Source organism: Mesorhizobium sp. L-2-11 (assembly GCF_016756595.1).
Classification (GTDB): domain Bacteria; phylum Pseudomonadota; class Alphaproteobacteria; order Rhizobiales; family Rhizobiaceae; genus Mesorhizobium.
The window spans coordinates 5,218,786-5,234,324 of record NZ_AP023257.1 but is presented as its reverse complement, the minus strand read 5'-3'; the positions used below and the strand labels follow the sequence as shown (position 1 = coordinate 5,234,324).

The following is a 15,539-nucleotide window of genomic DNA, read 5'->3' as shown; positions in this document are numbered from 1 at the left end:
TATGCTGTTTTTTCGGGTCTATGGGCCGGACGATTGGATGGGATGTATGACGCCAAACTTGCTGTTCAGACGGTTTCTTCCAATGGCAAGGTGACGGTCACCTATGCCTGGGGAACTCTGGGCGACAACCATCCAGGAGAGGCCGCCGGCGTTGGAAGAATAGTGGGGACTACGTTGAAGCTTGAGCGCCTGCCGAATGGCGCAGACCTCAGTTTTGTCATGCGGCCCGACAGAACCCTCGCTGGAACCGTCAGGCTCGCTGGCCAGACCTACACGGGTGTGTTCCTCAAGCAATGATCGAAGACGTTTCCGAAGGCTATGTTTATGTAGGGGCCAGGCGACTGTTCCATATCACAGCCTGCTGTTACCGGGGTGTGGGGCCTGCAGGCCGTGATCCCAGATGTGAGCCTTAATTCGATCTGTCCATCCAAAGCACGTATCCAATTGATCCTCAGCGCAGACGCTTCGGTCGGGCTCGCGCCCTTCCGGAGGGCGAGGCCTTTGTGCTCTTTTCCTGTCACGTCGGCGGCCAGAAGGTGGAAACTGCTGGAAGTGGATGGTGACTCTGCCAGGTTGGGTATGCGAAGGCCGATAAAGATTGGCATGCGTTCTGATACCACCACGCCCAGGATGCACCCGAACACTCAGTCGTAGGCATTGGCAAACATGCTCAAATCGTCACTGCCTGGCTTGAAGCGTCCGGCGTACGAACCTTGTGGCAAAAGCAATGCCTCGCCTGAACCCATCCGCAAAGTTACAGCCTTCGGCCCGCTTGAGAGGTGGACTGGCCGATCAAAGACGGTGCCGTCGATGTCAACCGCGCCCCGTAATGGCGTTCCGGTTGCGCTGTACAGGCCATATACGCCAGGGATTGGGACATCGAAGACCTCCTGCTCACCGAGGTAAAGTCGACTGCCGGCAATCCTCAAGTTTGGTGCGACGGTGACATAGCTGTTTCGGATCAGAGGTGCGATCACTGGATAGATATATTCCATGCGGTAAGACCACAGGATCATTTTAGGCGGAGACTTACTGAATATTTCATAGGCCTCGGATCTGTCGCCCTGCCGCAAAGTCGCGAGGACATAGTGCCTATCAAGCCATAACGTCGACGGTTCGCTCCTGTTGGGCAGCATCCCGATGCCGTCGAAGTACCGGTCACCCGGAGCAAGCAATGATTCTGCACGCGCGACCAGTTCAAGTTGCGCCGCGTTGTTGAAACGGAGGTAAACAATATTGCTGACGAAACTTAGGACCACGGCGGTCACCAGCGCCACCGATGCAATTCGAAAGTGGCGTGTGTTGGCCACGATCCGATCCAATGGTGTCAGTGACCACAATGACATGAACGGCAACGCCATGATGAATACGTAAGGCCAAGGCTGATCGTGAATGAAGACCAGAACGGTGATCACGATCGAGAAGATAAGCGCGATGCGATTTCTTTCCTCAAGCTGCCTGAACCGCATCAGTGACAAAGCCATTCCAGAGAAACAGAAGACGTAGAGCACTACGTTCCGCAAAAGCGTCTGCAACACGAGGTGCCTTAGTCCGCCGTACTCAACACCCCCGCGGGTCGCAACTTCAATCGGACCGAATACAAGGCTCTCGGCGATGGGCACCGGGTTGCTGCCGCCGAAAACGAAGCAGTACGCAAGGATCGAAAGAGACCACCCCAACACCAGGCATGCCCCGCGAGCCAGCCCAGTTGAATAGCGTCTCATCATGGCTGCGTCAGTGACCAAGCCGAGCCCCAGCGCAACATTGAAGTAGACCGATTTTTGAGTGGCCAGGAAAGCCAGTCCGCTTAGGACGCCTGCAGCAAGCACATGCCGTGCACTCAACGCATGTGCACGCACCACGACCAGGAGCGCAGCCACCGCGAAGAACACCGCCAGCGGTTCGGCGATTGTTCGGAAAACACGCTCCATGAAGTTCGAAAAGCACAGTAGGACGAGAACGATGCTTAAGGCACGCACGCGATCCTCCCCGAGCGAACGGGCGCAGGCGTATACCATGGCAACGATCGCGCAGCCCAGCAGCGCGGTTTGTATGCGCCCGACAAGCAGAATAGACGTGGCATCCCAGCCTACCAGGTGCGCCAGCTTGAAGAACGCTGTCGATCCCGCCGCTTTACTCGGCTGAATTGTATCGAAAAGTTCCCTGAACAGATATTTGGCGTATCCGAGCTGCCCGAACTCGTCCATGACGAAGAGACTGTTCCACGCGAGGACGAAAAGCAGAATAATCTTCACCATGATAAGACCGAGTGCGATTGTGCCTATCTGGTATCGGTCTCCACCGTAGGCTCGCATTCAAACATCGCTCTGATTTTCAGGAGAATTGGGCTTCTCTCCTCGCGCCAACGCAAGTAGACGCTCCGCCATAGACCTCCAGTCATAATGTGCTGACGCGTAGCGAGCCATGGCGGCCCGTTCTTTAGACGTGGGTGCAAGGGAATTAATGGCTTGGGCGCAACGTCTGGCCGAGCCTTCCGCGTCGCTGAGATCGATGGTCACGCCACGGAGCCAGTCGGTTGCGTTAGGGTCGGCTCGGTTGCTGGGTTCACCGCAGACGACCGGCAGCCCAGATGCCATCGCCTCCTGGATTACGAGCGGAAAGCCTTCGCCCACGCTCGGCAACAGCAAGAGGTCAACGCTGCGATAGAGAGCGGCTAGAGCCTGCGGGCTCTGAGTCCCAAGGTCATGGACGTTGGCTAGTCCCCACATGGCGGGGCAGATCGGTCCGCTGCCGACCATCAGAAAGGCCAGGTCTTCCCTGGACGCGGCCAGGGCGCGTACCACCCTGAGCCCCTTCTTCGCGACATAGCGACCAACGAAGAGAATGCGGCGCGCACCCGGCGCAATTGGCATCCCGGCCAGAGCGTCCGGCTCGGGAGCCAAACCTTCACTGGGGTGAAAAACTGCACTGTCGACACCATTGAACAGTAGAGAACACGGCATGCGGGCTGGCGTACCGACAAGGTCGTGTCGCACGGTATCGCTAATGAACACGAGTGCGTCGGCTGCCCTCAGCATGGGGCGTGTGACGACGATGTTAGCCAGTGCAACTGCCGAGCGGAGCACGCGCGATGAAAAAGCAACGCCAGCAATATGCTGGATCAAGACAACGCGCTTGCGGTGCGCCTTCGCCATCAGCAATGCGAGTATCGAGGTGACGTACAATGCGTCATGCACCACCACCGCGTCGCAGCGGCGCACTTCGCGAACCAGGGTTCGGATCGCGCGCGCACCCGGTAGTGGAATGGGCAGGCCAGTGATCTTCTCGATTGGGTTGGCGCAGGCAAGCGAATGCGCCTCAACTTCGGTATACGGCGCTGGATCGGCATTACTGGCCGCCCAGACTGCCTCAGTACCTAAGCTTGCGAATTGGCGGCACAGTTGTCCGGCGACACGCTCAATGCCGCCGCCATGGGCCTCATAGAAATGGCTGATCGTGAGAATGCGCAACGGCTTATTCGGTCATACTGGCTCGAAGCGCATGGTTACTTCGAGCCGATTGGGAAACAGCAGCGCACCGAGGCTTTTTCGATACCGCGCTGGTGTAGCGCGACAAGCGATGCGGTAGCCACTGTTGGCGGCCAGCATCTCCCATTCTGCTCGAGTGAGGTAACGCGCCCAGATCATGCCTCCAAAGGGGATATTCCCTATGGCATCCAAGGCCATGAGCCGCAGGTTGTCGAGCGTGCCGCATCTTTCGTGATCCTTGATATAAAGTGGACCGGTCACTACCCGCCGTATTTCGCGCAAGAGATCCGAACGAGCAGTGACCGGAACGTGGTGCACGACGTTGTTGAGCGTCGCTGCTTCAAAAATTGCGTCAGCGAAAGGTAGTGTTTTGCCGTCATATTGCCGGGTTGGTACGCTGAGCGAGGAGCAGAAGCGATCGACTAGATCAACCGCTTGGACCTCGTCGACTGGGAAAAGTTCCGCCATGGCCTGGGCAATCACGCCAGTGCCGCCGCCAACGTCGAGCAGGTTCCGATGGCGCGCGGCCCATACCTCACGCAAACTATCGAGCATCGTCGCTTGATAAATTGGGACCCTGGTCCGATACGCCGCCAGATGGCGCGATAGGATGACTTGCAGAAGCCGCGGGTCGATCGGCGACATCGTTGTGTTCATCGTCAATCACCTGAGCGCCGTCCAGCGGGTCGGCGTGGCGATGGCCCAGCGACCGAGCAGGAAATTCAGAGCGAGCATGCAGACCGAAGCGATCGGTGCGGCGAATGTCATCGGCAGGTCGACCTGCTCACGCCAGAACCAGGTGGCAACGAAAGCGAACGGTATATTTGCCGACATTGCGATGAAGTAACGCACCAGGCCAATCGGGGCTAGCGGCTGACGAAAAGTGAACAACCCATGCAGAACATACCCGGCGCAAGCAACGATGCCGAAGGACAGCAGCACGGCGAACCACAGCGGCATACCGACACTATCTGCCAAGATGATAACGGCGTTGTGTAGCGCTATGCACAGGCCGGCGACAGCAACGTAAGCGAGAGGGGTCCGCACAGTCATGCAGCAGCCTTGCGAGCTCGTACCAGGAAGACACAAGCGTTGTCATCGCGTATGTGAGCGGGCGTGATCCGGTCTTCCAACTGAGCGCGCAGGTTCATCAACACGGCCAACGAGGACGCCAAAATGCCACCGATGATAGGCACACGCCTGAGGACGAAAGAAAATCCCGTCGATCGGATCAATGTGGTAGTCGCCAGCGGACCGACGATTGCGTGCACATCCTCCACTTCGAGGCCTCGATTGGCGAGGTCCACGATAAGCCCGGTGCGTGTCCAGCGGCGATGATCTTCGGGGTGAGGATGATAGAGCCAAGTGCCGTGAGTAGATAGCAGCAGCACGCCATCGTCGCGCAACAGCCTCCGTATTTCGCCACAATAGGCGTCGAGGTCGCGCACGTGCTCAAGTACCTGCACCGAAAGCACTGCACCTGCCGCACCATCGGCAAGCGGCACACGGCCCTGCTCGTCTATTTGCAAGAAACCATCACCGCCGATGTCTGCACCGCAGTAATCGATATTCATCTGACGCATCATGTCAGCATACGGCATGTCGCCGCAGCCAAGGTCTACCATCAGCGAGCCTTGTCTGACATGCGCACTTGCTTCTTCCCGCAACAGTCGCGCAAGCGCGCGTAGGATCAGCCAGTCCGTATCCCAGACGCGTGGAACAGCCCTGCTTTGTCTCATGCGGTCCAGTCCCCAAGAACACGCACGATCTGCCTCGTGGCACACAGGTTCGGAATGCCCGAAACCGAATGGTTAGCAGACACGTCGATTGTCCAGGTTATCCAGGAGCAATTTGAGTACAAACCCGGAAAGCACCATGGAAACGCCTGCCACACAGGCCGTGGTAATCACAAAGGTCAGATGCACGGATTGCTCCATTGAGCCGCCAACGAAGATCCGTCGCAGCGCCAGCAATATGTCCCCGAGGAAACCAACCGTCGCGAGCACACCTCCGGAAAGGACTAGCCATTCCAGCGGGCGACTGCGCGTCAGCCAGGCGATCATCAGTCCTGCGGGTATAGGGTGATAGATTGCGATCGCTACCTTGGCCAGCGTTCCGAAGAGAATGGCCGAAAGACCGATCAATGTTGCCATCGACGAGAGCGCGACGAAGTGGATCCCGAAATACTGCCCACCTATGGTGACAGGCCCAGCAGCGAGGATGGCAAGCCCGATGACACCGGCGATCAGCAGGATTAGTCCGGGTAAAAGATACATCGTGTCCGGTGCATGAGCTACGATCAGCCGCAGGTGTCGCCACCCGTCACGGAAAGAGCGCAGGTGTGGAGGGCGGTCACGTTTGTCTGGATAGAGCTTGATCGGCACCTCACGGATGATCAATCCGGCGCGATGCGCGTTGATGACCATTTCGGAAGCGAATTCCATACCGGGCGAGCGTGCGCCCATTCTTTGGAATGCGTCACGGGTGAAACCCCGCATCCCGCAATGAAAATCGCCTATGGGAGAGTGGTGAAGCCAGCGCGCAATCGTCGAAAGCACAGGATTGCCAAGATATCGGTGCAGAGGAGGCATGGCGCCAGGCTCTATCCCGCCAGCAAAGCGATTGCCCATGACCAACTCCGCGCCATCCTCCAGCGCGTCGATGAAGTCGTCGAGTTCGCTCCAGTCAGTAGGAATCGTCTGCATCGGCCATGATCAGGTACTTGCCGTGCGCAGATCCAGCCGCTGCACTAATCGCGGCGCCGTAGCCCTTGACCGGCTGGTGCGCGACGCGCGCACCAAGCGACCGGGCAATCTCCACCGAGCGATCGCTCGATCCATTATCCCCGACCACCACCTCACCTATGATGCCCCGCTTTGCGAACGCATCAAGCGCCTTTCGAATGCAGATGCCGAGCGTGCGCTCTTCGTTCAGGCAAGGTATGATCGCCGATACCAAGGGAGCCTCCACCTCAAGGAAGCCTTGGTCAGTTTGGCCCGTCGCGACGTCAGACCAGCTATTCATCATTCCACCTAATCCAGTCGAATCGTCAGCTGCATCGAGAGTCGGGCATGTGACCAACGTGTTGATTCTGGCCTTTATCGACCTGGAAAGAACAAGTTGTGTAATTATTTCCAAAGGCTAATTACCGTTGGGTGCGTTAATTTTTTGTGCTTATGCAACCTCGACGATTCCAGTCAGGAACACGATAGCTCCTGGCCAATACGACGCGCACAGCGCAAAGCTGGCGGTTGAACGTCTGGAACTTTGGTGGATGGCTGTCGTTCGCGCCAAACTCCAAGCCTGCAGCCGCTTTGGGAGGCGTTCGGTCAGTTCTTAGCTGATGTTGAGGCCAGTCATGACACGGGTGTCGCAGATCACCTTCGCCAGGCTCTGACGAGCCGAGGGGGGAATCAAGCAGGCACTCCATCCGAAGACGCGATGTGAGCGCAGAATGTAGCGAAATCGCGTAAGACGCTGCTCAAGTTCGAGTGTACGGCGGTGGCGGGACCATACGGGGCGATGCGGAACGATCCAATTCAAGCCCACGAGCCCGCCCAGCGGTTGCGGCTGTGCATCCGGACAGACGCTTAACGGGCTCGGTCTCATGACACGACCAACGGAGGAGAATGAGATGACCGCAGGCAGTTGGATTTTGTTCGACGCTCGCTTGGTCGCCGGTCTATCCGCTGGTTGCGCTGACCGCTTCACCAAGCACCTTTGTGCGGGGCTGTATGCCCGCCGCGGCAGGAGCGAACACCGAAATCGCCTTCGGGTGGACCTTGAAATGCGCCGGGGTCGAGGTGACGATCTCACCGTCAGTGTTCACCGGCATCGGCCTTTTCGTCTCGATGTCGAACTCGACGCATCTGGCCGTGCGAACCTCGCTCCAGGCGCCGTGCGTGCCCGAGCGGAACGAGCGCAACAAGAGCGCCATTTTCCAGAGATTCGTCATTTCCAGGCTGTACAGGTCGAGATGGCCGTCATCGATCTCCGCGGTCTCCTCGACGACGTTGCCGCCGCCATAGTGGCGGCCGTTGCCGACCGCGATCTGGTAGGTCTCGACTTCCGTCGTTACGCCCTTTTCGGTAATCCTTGCTTCGAAGTGGCGGGCCTTGGTCAACACTTTCATGGCCGCCAAGGCATAGCCAAACCTGCCGAAACGCTTCTTCAGCGCCGGATCCAGCCCCTGCGCAAGATCGGTGCTGAGGCCGATGCTCGCGACGTTGAAGAAAGCGTGACCATTGACGGTCCCGATATCGATCAGACGTCTTCCGCCCTCTACTATCACGTCGGCCGCCTTGCCAAGATCCAATGGTATTTCGAGGGTGCGCGCCAGGTCGTTCGCCGTCCCCATCGGAATGATGCCCATCGGCAGCCCGCTTTCCATGACGGCGACCGCCGCCGAGGATACCGAGCCATCGCCGCCGCACACGATCACAAGATCGGCCCTATGGCGAAGGCGCACGATGTCGCGTGCTATCTCGGGCAGCGCCTCAAATGTCTCGACGCTGACGCGGAGCCCTCCGGCTTCCAGCCGCTCGACAACCGGTGCGATGGATTCCTGCCCGCGTCGTGCCTTTGGATTGATGAGTAGAAGCGCGCGTCTGTTCGTGATGTCATTCATGCGGCGTAGATAGGGTGCGTGCCTGCGGATTACGACGTCGACAGGCGCGCCCGGGAAAACAAGTCACAAAATCACGGCTTTGGCAGCCGCTTGCGGAGGTTGAAATTCGGTCGACAAGATAATACCGAAAATGGGTACTACCAAGGTGCGAACATGACCAACACAGTCACAGCCAAAGGACAGGTGACCATCCCGAAGCCGATCCGGGACCTGCTCGGAATCGGCCCGGGCAGCAAGGTTGATTTCCGCCGCACCGATGACGGCAATGTGATGATTGTGCGTAGTGACAGGAAGCTGCCCGCGAGCCGCTTCGCGAAATTGCGCGGCCATGCCGGCAAGGGCCTCGACACCGACGCGATCATGGCACTGACGCGTGGCGACGCGTGACGCTGGTCGACACCAGCGTTTTGCTCGATCTTGCCACGGGCGATGCGAACTGGCGGATTGGTCGATCGCCCAGCTTGAGACGGCAAGCCTCAATGGGCCGTTGCTGATCAACGATGCGGTCTATGCCGAACTTGCCGTCCGCTATGACCGCACGCCTGTTTCTCGTCCGGCGCCTCGCGGCGTGCGTGGGCCCGCGGCTTGGGTCTGCGCCATCGTGACGAAAAGAATTGCAACACCGAGAATAATCCTGGTTCGACCGCGTTCTCCCCCAGGTAACAGCGCCCCCTTGGTGACCGGAGAGACCACAATGGAAATTCTTGACTGCGAACGCATCGCGAAGGCCAAGCGGGCTTTCACGACCCGCCGAATTCCCACTGAGCGCATGCGGATGTTGCTTTCGCCTCCCGCCGAACCGAAGGCAGGGGACCTGGTGCTCGCGCGGATCGAGGCGCTCGGTCACCACAAGTCGGTCGAGTTGCCCTCGGGACGCAAGGCGGCACTTGCCGCGACGGACGAAGTCGTCCTGGCCTACGGCAACCGCTACGCGCCTGATCAGTTCGAGGCGATCGTGCCGGCGGATCTCGGACCGTGCCATATGGTGGCGGCGGGCGGAGTGGCTTCGCGGGCGATGGCATGGCACGACAAGACCATGTCTCCGACCGCAATCGTGCCGCTCGGCCTCGTCACCAACTCATGCGGCCGCGTTCTGAACGTTGCAGACTTTGCGGTCGCGCCGCAGCCGGCGCGGCTCATCCCGCCGACAATCGTTGTCTTCGGAACGTCGATGAATTCGGGCAAGACGACAACAGCTGCAAGCCTCGTGCGTGGTTTGACCAGGGCAGGTTTTGCAGTTGGTGCGGCAAAGGTGACCGGAACCGGAGCCGGCAACGATCTCTGGTCGATGATGGATGCCGGAGCATGCGCCGCCCTTGATTTCACTGATGCCGGCTTTGCCACGACCTATCTTGCTCCAATCGATGCCATCGTCGAGGGCGCGCAGCATTTGCTGCATTCTCTTGCCGCCACCGGGGCGGAGATCGCGGTTCTGGAAGTCGCGGATGGGCTATTCCAGTCCGAGACGGCCGCGCTCGCAAAGTCCCCGGAATTCCGCGAGCTGAGCGGCGGCGTGCTGTTTGCCGCAGGCGATGCGATGGGGGCGGTGGCGGGCTGCGAAAGGCTGCGCGAGCTTGGATACGACGTGCTCGGGCTCAGCGGGCTCCTGACATGCTCGCCGCTGGCGCGCCGGGAAGCAGGCGCTGCCAACGTGCCTGTCTATGGCGTCAAGGAACTCACCGATCCGGCGACTGCGGCAAGCATAGTCTCAGGGATTTTGAACCCGCGCCTGATGGTGATCGCTGGAGGTACACAATGCCTCTACCAGGAATCCTGATCGGCACGCGACTGGTCGCCCTTGCGGTTCTTGTCGCCATCGGCTTTGCCAAGGCTGCCACGTCGCTCGCTCTTGTCGCCATCGTCGGTGCGGCGGTTTCCGGGGAACCGCAGCCGCTCGGTCAGGGCAGGCTGATCGTGGCCAGCCTTTCGCTCGGCATCGCGCTCTTCGCACTCGGGGTGATGCAGCGCCGGCAGGGGGCAGCTTTTGCACTGGACTATGTGCGCGAGGTCCGCAGACTGCTGGTCGAGCAACTCTTCGCGTTGCCGCCGGCAACCGGCCGGACCGGTCTCGGCCTGGTAATGACCCGCCTCGTCACCGACCTCTCCGCCATCAGATCGTGGCTGGCCGACGGGGTCGCTTCCCTCTTTGTCGCGGGTCCTTCCGTCGTTCTCATCGTGCTTGGCGCCTTCTGGCTTGCCCCGGGGGTTGCGCCGTTCCTGCTTTGCGGCGTTCTTGCCTGGTCGATCGTCTGTCTTGTTGCCCTGCCGTTTCTTCACCGGGCCATCCGCGAAAGCCGGCGGAGGCGGGGACGGCTTGCCGGCCGTCTCGGCGACATCGTTGTCGCCCGGGCGGCGTTTGCCCATTTCGGCAAAAGCGGAACGTCCACACGCAAGATCGACCGGATGTCGGAAGCGCTCAACATGTGGCTCGTTCGCCGGGCAGGGTGGTCGGGGGCTGCGCGCGCGTCCAGCGACTTCGTCATGCCCGTGATCGTCGTCATCCTCGTGGCCTATGCGTTTTCGGGCCGCCCGGCGATGCTGGTTGGCGATCTCAGCACGCTATTGCTCCTCGCCGGACTGACGGTTGGCCAGCTTTCCGACCTCGCTCGCGCCGCCGATTATCGGCTTGCCTATGTCGAGTCCCGCCGCCGGATTGCCTCCATCCTGGCAAGGCCGGTGCTTGCGGATCCCGTGAATCCAATTCCCCTGCCGCGCTCGACGTCAGGCCGGCGGCTGCGCATCGAATTTCATTACCGAAACGGCACGCCGTCAAAAGTGCTGGAGGCCGCGCCCGGCGCCTCGATCCTGCTTGGCGGTGATACGCCTGAAGCACGCAGCGCGCTGTTTTCCAGCATCGCAGGTTTTGAGGAAAACAGCGGCCCTGCGATTTTCCTCGATGACGTCCCTGTCGACAAGATTTCGCAGCGCGACCGGCGCCGGGCAATCACCCTTTTGTCGCCGGCGATCCCGTTGGTGCGGGCAACAATGGTCGACAATATAACCCTGGGAGCGCCCTCAGCGACCTCGCAGGAAGAGATAATCGCCGCGGCCTCGCTGTGCGGCCTGGCAGTCGATGGACCTCCAGACAGCAGCCAGAGGCGACTGGAGCCTCAGCAAATCAGTGCAATGCAGGCCGCCCGGATCCGTGCCGCACGAGCGCTGGTCCGATCAGCGGCCGTGCTCCTTATCGACGACATCGATGTCTGCAAGGACCGGGACTTGCTTGCGGCCGTTCTTGCACACGCGCGTGCCGCGCAAACGACAGTGATCGTCTCGTGCGAAGCAGCCACTGCGGGGATGGAATTCGATGATACCTGGCTTCTCGATTGCGAGTGATCGAGAGATTGCCCTCGGCCCCGCTGCATGTCTTGTTGCAACCATAAACAGTCGCGACAAGCGACATCGATCCACAATATGGATCGCATTTTCGCCGCGAGTCGCTGATATACAGCCGATCGCATGGCAAAAATCGGTTATGCGAAATTATAGGTCCATGATATAGACCCATATGCGAGTCTGGAACGAGCGGGAGGAGATCGCGTCGTTCCGATTTCGGCGTGAGCGTTTCAGGCAGGCGTTGTTGCCTGGTCCGAGCGGAGGAGCTTGAAGCATGGCAGCCGCCAGCAACAACACGATGATCGTCGATACGCCGGCCGAGGTGCTGGATGCGCGGCCAGGGTCGCGGCTGATGTGGCCGGTCGAGGCGGTGGCCTCGATACTGCTCGTCTTCGTCATCGGTCTGCTGCTCGCCGGCGTCATCTCGCGCTACGTGCTATCGCTGCCGATCGTCTGGATCGATGAGGCCGCCTCCATCTCCTTTCTCTGGCTCGCCATGCTCGGCTCGGCGATCGCCATCGACCGCAACGAGCATCTGCGTCTTACCATCTTCCTCAACCTGATCCCCGAGCGCGGCCGCCCCTTCGTGGACGCCCTCGCTTTGCTCGTGGTGGCGACGGTGCTGCTCGTGCTGATCGTGCCGGCAAGCCAGTATGTACAGGAAGAGTGGTACGTCACCTCGGCGGCGCTCAACATTCCGATGAGCTTCCGCGCCTCGGCAATTGTCGGCGGGCTGGCATTGATGTCGGTTATCGCCGTGGGCCACGCGATCCGCGCAGCGACGCTCGCCAACCTGGCCGCCGCTGTCGCAGTGATTGCAGCACTGGCCTTGGTCGGCTGGTTGCTTTCGCCATTGTTCCTCACGCTCGGCTACGCCAACATCGTCATCTTTCTCGTCGGCGTGGTGGCGGTCTGCCTTCTGCTCGGCGTGCCGATCGCTTTCTGTTTCGGCGTCGGCACGATCGCCTTCATCGCCTTCAGCACGCACGTGCCGATGATCGTGCTTGTCGGCCGCATCGACGAGGGGATGTCGAGCCTCATCCTGCTGTCGGTGCCGATCTTCGTTCTGCTCGGCTGTGTGCTCGACGCGACAGGCATGGGCAAGGCGATCGTCGAGTTCATGGCGTCGCTGCTCGGCCATGTGAAGGCCGGCATGTCCTACGTGCTGCTGGGCTCCATGTTCCTCGTCTCGGGCATTTCCGGTTCGAAGGTTTCCGACATGGCGACTGTCGCTCCGGCACTTTTCCCCGAAATGAAGCGTCGCGGCCACAAGCCCAAGGAGATGATCGCGTTGCTCGCAACCGGCGCTGCGATGGCCGATACGGTGCCGCCATCGATCGTGCTGATTGTGCTCGGCTCGGTCGCCGGCGTTTCGATCGCCGCGCTGTTCACCAGCGGCTTCGTCATCGCCGTGGTTCTGTTGCTTGTCCTTGCGGTGCTGGCGCGCTGGAAGGCTTCGGGCGAAAGCATGGAAGGCGTCCATCGCGCTCCGTTCTCGCTCGTCTGGAAGACGCTGCTCGTCTCCGCCCCCGCGCTGGTGCTCCCCTTCCTGATCCGCGGCGCCGTCGGCGGCGGTGTCGCCACCGCCACCGAGGTGTCCACAATCGCCGTGCTCTATGCGCTGGTCATCGGCGCGTTGTTTTATGGCGGCATCGGCGCGAAGAAATTCTACGCCATGCTGGTCGAGACGGCGGCGCTGTCGGGCGCCATCCTGCTCATCCTCGGCACCGCCTCGGCGATGGCCTGGGCGCTGACGCAAACCGGCTTTGCCAACCAATTGGCCGTCACCATGGCTGACCTGCCGGGAGGCTGGTTCTCCTTCATGCTCGTCACCATCGCCGTCTTCATGGTTCTCGGCTGCGTCCTCGAAGGTCTGCCAGCGATCGTTCTGATGGCGCCGATCATGTTTCCGATCGCCGCTCGGCTGGGCATCAACGACGTGCACTATTCGATGGTCGTGGTGACGGCGATGAACATCGGGCTCATGGCCCCGCCTATCGGCATCGGCTTCTACATCGCCTGCAAGATCGGCGACGTCTCGCCCGACGAGGCCATGAGCGCCATCTGGCCCTACCTAGGTGCGCTGCTTGCCGGTCTGTTGCTGATCGCCGCCGTCCCGGCGCTGTCGGTAGCCTATCTCTAGCCACTCGTCTCTAGCCACTCGGTTTCAACCAGGAGGAAACTCAATGACCATCACCCGCCGCAGCTTGATGATAGGCGCAGCCGCATCCATCCCGCTCGTGAGCACCATCCGCTACGCCGGGGCGCAGGCAGCGGAGTTCAACTACAAATACGCCAACAACCTGCCGCTCACCCACCCGATGAACCTGCGCGCGCAGGAAGCCGTCGAGAAAATCCGCGAGCAGACCGGCGGCCGCGTCGCCATCCAGATTTTCCCCAGCAACCAGCTCGGCGCCGACACCGACATGCTGAGCCAGGTTCGCTCGGGCGGCGTCGAATTCTTCACGCTGTCGCCGCTGATCCTTTCCACGCTCGTCGCCAATGCCTCGATCAGCGGCATCGGCTTTGCCTTCTCGGACTACGACGCGGTGTGGGCGGCGATGGATGGCGACCTCGGCAAATATGTGCGCGGCGAGATCGAGAAATCGAACCTGGTCGTCATGGAGAAAATCTGGGACAACGGCTTCCGCCAGATCACCAGTTCCGTCGGCCCGATCGAGACGCCCGCCAACCTCGAAGGCTTCAAGATTCGCGTCCCGGTCAGCCCGCTCTGGACCTCGATGTTCACCGCCTTCAAGTCGGCGCCGGCCAGCATCAACTTCGCCGAAGTGTATTCGGCGCTGCAGACGAAGATTGTCGACGGGCAGGAAAACCCGCTCGCCATCATCTCGACGGCCAAGCTCTACGAGGTGCAGCAGTTCTGCTCGGTCACCAACCACATGTGGGACGGCTTCTGGTTCCTCGCCAACAAGCGGGCCTGGGAGGCGATGCCGCAGGACATGCGCGAGATCGTCGCCAGGAACCTCAACGAGGCCGGCGTGAAGGAGCGCGCGGACGTCGCCAAGCTCAATGCCACGCTTGAGCAGGAACTCGCCGCCAAGGGCATGAAGATCAACCATCCGGATGCGGCCCCGTTCCGGCAGACGCTGAAGGACGCCGGCTTCTACGCCGAGTGGAAGGGCAAATACGGCGACGAAGCCTGGGCCATCCTGGAAAAGGCTGTTGGCGCCAGCCTGACCTGAGCGCGGGCGGCTCCCGGGCGGGCAGGCCACGTGGCTCACCCGCCCGATAACAGCCGTGATTTTGTAAGGAATTCGATGGTGGTCGACCGGCTCAGGGGAAAATCCGCAATCGTCTTCGGCGCAGGGTCGTCCGGACCCGGCTGGGGCAACGGCAAGGCAGCGGCGGTTTCCTTCGCGCGCGAAGGCGCGCGTGTCGCCTGCGTCGATCTCGCTGCGGCGGCGGCCGCTGAAACCGCGGCGATCATCCGCGACGAAGGCAACCAGGCGATCGCTTTGTCGGCCGACGTGACCAATCTGGCCTCAGTCGAACTGGCAGCAGCGGCGGCAATGGAGGCGTTCGGCGCCATTGACATCCTGCACAACAATGTCGGCGTGACCCATATGGGCGGTCCCGTTGAACTCGATGAGGACGCGTTCCAGGCCGCCGTCGACCTCAATATCGGATCGGTCTATCGTACCGCCAAGGCGGTGTTGCCGCATATGCTCAAGGGCGGCGGCGGTGCGATCGTCAATATCTCGTCGCTCGCCGCGATACGCTACGTTGGTTATCCCTATTTCGCCTATTATGCGGCCAAGGCCGCGGTCAACCAGGCCACCGTGGCGCTGGCCATGCAATATGCCCGGCAAGGTATTCGTGCCAATTGCATAATGCCGGGCCTGATCGACACGCCGATGATCTATCAGCAGATTTCCAGCCAATACGGCTCGGCCGACGAGATGGTGGCCGCCCGCAACGCCATGGTACCGATGGGCAGGATGGGAACAGCGTGGGACGTCGCTGCGGCGGCCGTGTTTCTTGCCTCCGACGAGGCGCGCTTCGTCACCGGCGTTTGCCTGCCTGTCGATGGCGGCCAAAGCTGCGCCGTCTGCGAGCCCCGCTGACCA

At 60.8% G+C, this 15,539-nt stretch carries 15 protein-coding genes and 1 pseudogene; 8 read left to right on the top strand and 8 right to left on the bottom strand.

All coding sequences use genetic code 11. The annotated features are described in order from the left end of the window. Positions 1 to 42: 42 nt before the first annotated feature. Complete coding sequence (locus JG739_RS25050) at positions 43 to 297, top strand: hypothetical protein (RefSeq protein ID WP_202363854.1); 255 nt, start codon at positions 43 to 45, stop codon at positions 295 to 297. A gap of 347 nt (positions 298 to 644) precedes the next feature. On the opposite strand, the gene JG739_RS25045 is transcribed toward JG739_RS25050, so the two are convergent. The 8 genes from JG739_RS25045 to JG739_RS25010 form a co-directional block, all read right to left on the bottom strand. Beyond that, entirely contained in the window at positions 645 to 2,258 is a 1,614-nt protein-coding gene (locus tag JG739_RS25045; protein ID WP_202363853.1) for a DUF7055 domain-containing protein, read from the bottom strand. A gap of 57 nt (positions 2,259 to 2,315) precedes the next feature. Then, positions 2,316 to 3,470, bottom strand: coding sequence for a glycosyltransferase family 4 protein (locus JG739_RS25040; protein ID WP_202363852.1), 1,155 nt, complete (start codon positions 3,468 to 3,470; stop codon positions 2,316 to 2,318). Between the two features lie 12 nt (positions 3,471 to 3,482). Beyond that, positions 3,483 to 4,145 (bottom strand): class I SAM-dependent methyltransferase, encoded by a 663-nt coding sequence (locus JG739_RS25035; RefSeq protein ID WP_202363851.1) that lies wholly within the window; start codon positions 4,143 to 4,145, stop codon positions 3,483 to 3,485. Positions 4,146 to 4,151: 6 nt separating this feature from the next. After that, complete coding sequence (locus JG739_RS25030) at positions 4,152 to 4,541, bottom strand: GtrA family protein (RefSeq protein WP_202363850.1); 390 nt, start codon at positions 4,539 to 4,541, stop codon at positions 4,152 to 4,154. Next, complete coding sequence (locus tag JG739_RS25025; RefSeq protein ID WP_202363849.1) at positions 4,538 to 5,227, bottom strand: class I SAM-dependent methyltransferase; 690 nt, start codon at positions 5,225 to 5,227, stop codon at positions 4,538 to 4,540. The genes JG739_RS25030 and JG739_RS25025 overlap by 4 nt, the downstream gene beginning before the upstream one ends. 72 nt (positions 5,228 to 5,299) lie before the next feature. Further along, positions 5,300 to 6,193 (bottom strand): glycosyltransferase family 2 protein, encoded by an 894-nt coding sequence (locus JG739_RS25020; RefSeq protein ID WP_202363848.1) that lies wholly within the window; start codon positions 6,191 to 6,193, stop codon positions 5,300 to 5,302. Continuing rightward, on the bottom strand, positions 6,174 to 6,515 hold the full coding sequence (locus tag JG739_RS25015) for a glycosyltransferase family 2 protein (RefSeq protein WP_274609403.1): 342 nt from the start codon (positions 6,513 to 6,515) through the stop codon (positions 6,174 to 6,176). Before JG739_RS25015 ends, JG739_RS25020 begins: the two co-directional genes overlap by 20 nt. Before the next feature lie 655 nt (positions 6,516 to 7,170). Further along, entirely contained in the window at positions 7,171 to 8,115 is a 945-nt protein-coding gene (locus JG739_RS25010; protein ID WP_202363847.1) for a lipid kinase, read from the bottom strand. A 153-nt stretch (positions 8,116 to 8,268) separates the two neighbouring features. Between JG739_RS25010 and JG739_RS25005 the strand changes: the two genes are divergently transcribed. The 7 genes and pseudogenes from JG739_RS25005 to JG739_RS24980 all read left to right on the top strand — a co-directional run bounded on the left by JG739_RS25005 (position 8,269) and on the right by JG739_RS24980 (position 15,536). Continuing rightward, a complete protein-coding gene (locus JG739_RS25005) occupies positions 8,269 to 8,502 on the top strand; it encodes an AbrB/MazE/SpoVT family DNA-binding domain-containing protein (RefSeq protein WP_202367628.1) in 234 nt (77 codons plus the stop codon). Then, positions 8,499 to 8,653, top strand: a pseudogene (locus JG739_RS35530) (DNA-binding protein); the annotation flags it as partial. The gene JG739_RS25005 and the pseudogene JG739_RS35530, both read left to right, overlap by 4 nt. A gap of 156 nt (positions 8,654 to 8,809) precedes the next feature. Next, positions 8,810 to 9,892, top strand: coding sequence for a hypothetical protein (locus tag JG739_RS25000; RefSeq protein WP_202363846.1), 1,083 nt, complete (start codon positions 8,810 to 8,812; stop codon positions 9,890 to 9,892). Continuing rightward, positions 9,871 to 11,451: an ABC transporter ATP-binding protein gene (locus JG739_RS24995; protein WP_202363845.1), complete on the top strand. Its 1,581-nt coding sequence runs from the start codon at positions 9,871 to 9,873 to the stop codon at positions 11,449 to 11,451. Before JG739_RS25000 ends, JG739_RS24995 begins: the two co-directional genes overlap by 22 nt. A gap of 298 nt (positions 11,452 to 11,749) precedes the next feature. Next, positions 11,750 to 13,594 carry a TRAP transporter large permease gene (locus JG739_RS24990; protein ID WP_244749981.1) on the top strand — a complete coding sequence of 615 codons (1,845 nt, stop codon included), beginning with the start codon at positions 11,750 to 11,752 and terminating at the stop codon, positions 13,592 to 13,594. Positions 13,595 to 13,637: 43 nt separating this feature from the next. Then, the gene (locus JG739_RS24985; RefSeq protein WP_202363843.1) at positions 13,638 to 14,654 is read left to right on the top strand and encodes a TRAP transporter substrate-binding protein; all 1,017 of its coding nucleotides are present in this window, start codon (positions 13,638 to 13,640) and stop codon (positions 14,652 to 14,654) included. A 78-nt stretch (positions 14,655 to 14,732) separates the two neighbouring features. Then, complete coding sequence (locus JG739_RS24980) at positions 14,733 to 15,536, top strand: SDR family NAD(P)-dependent oxidoreductase (protein WP_202367627.1); 804 nt, start codon at positions 14,733 to 14,735, stop codon at positions 15,534 to 15,536. Positions 15,537 to 15,539 lie beyond the last annotated feature (3 nt).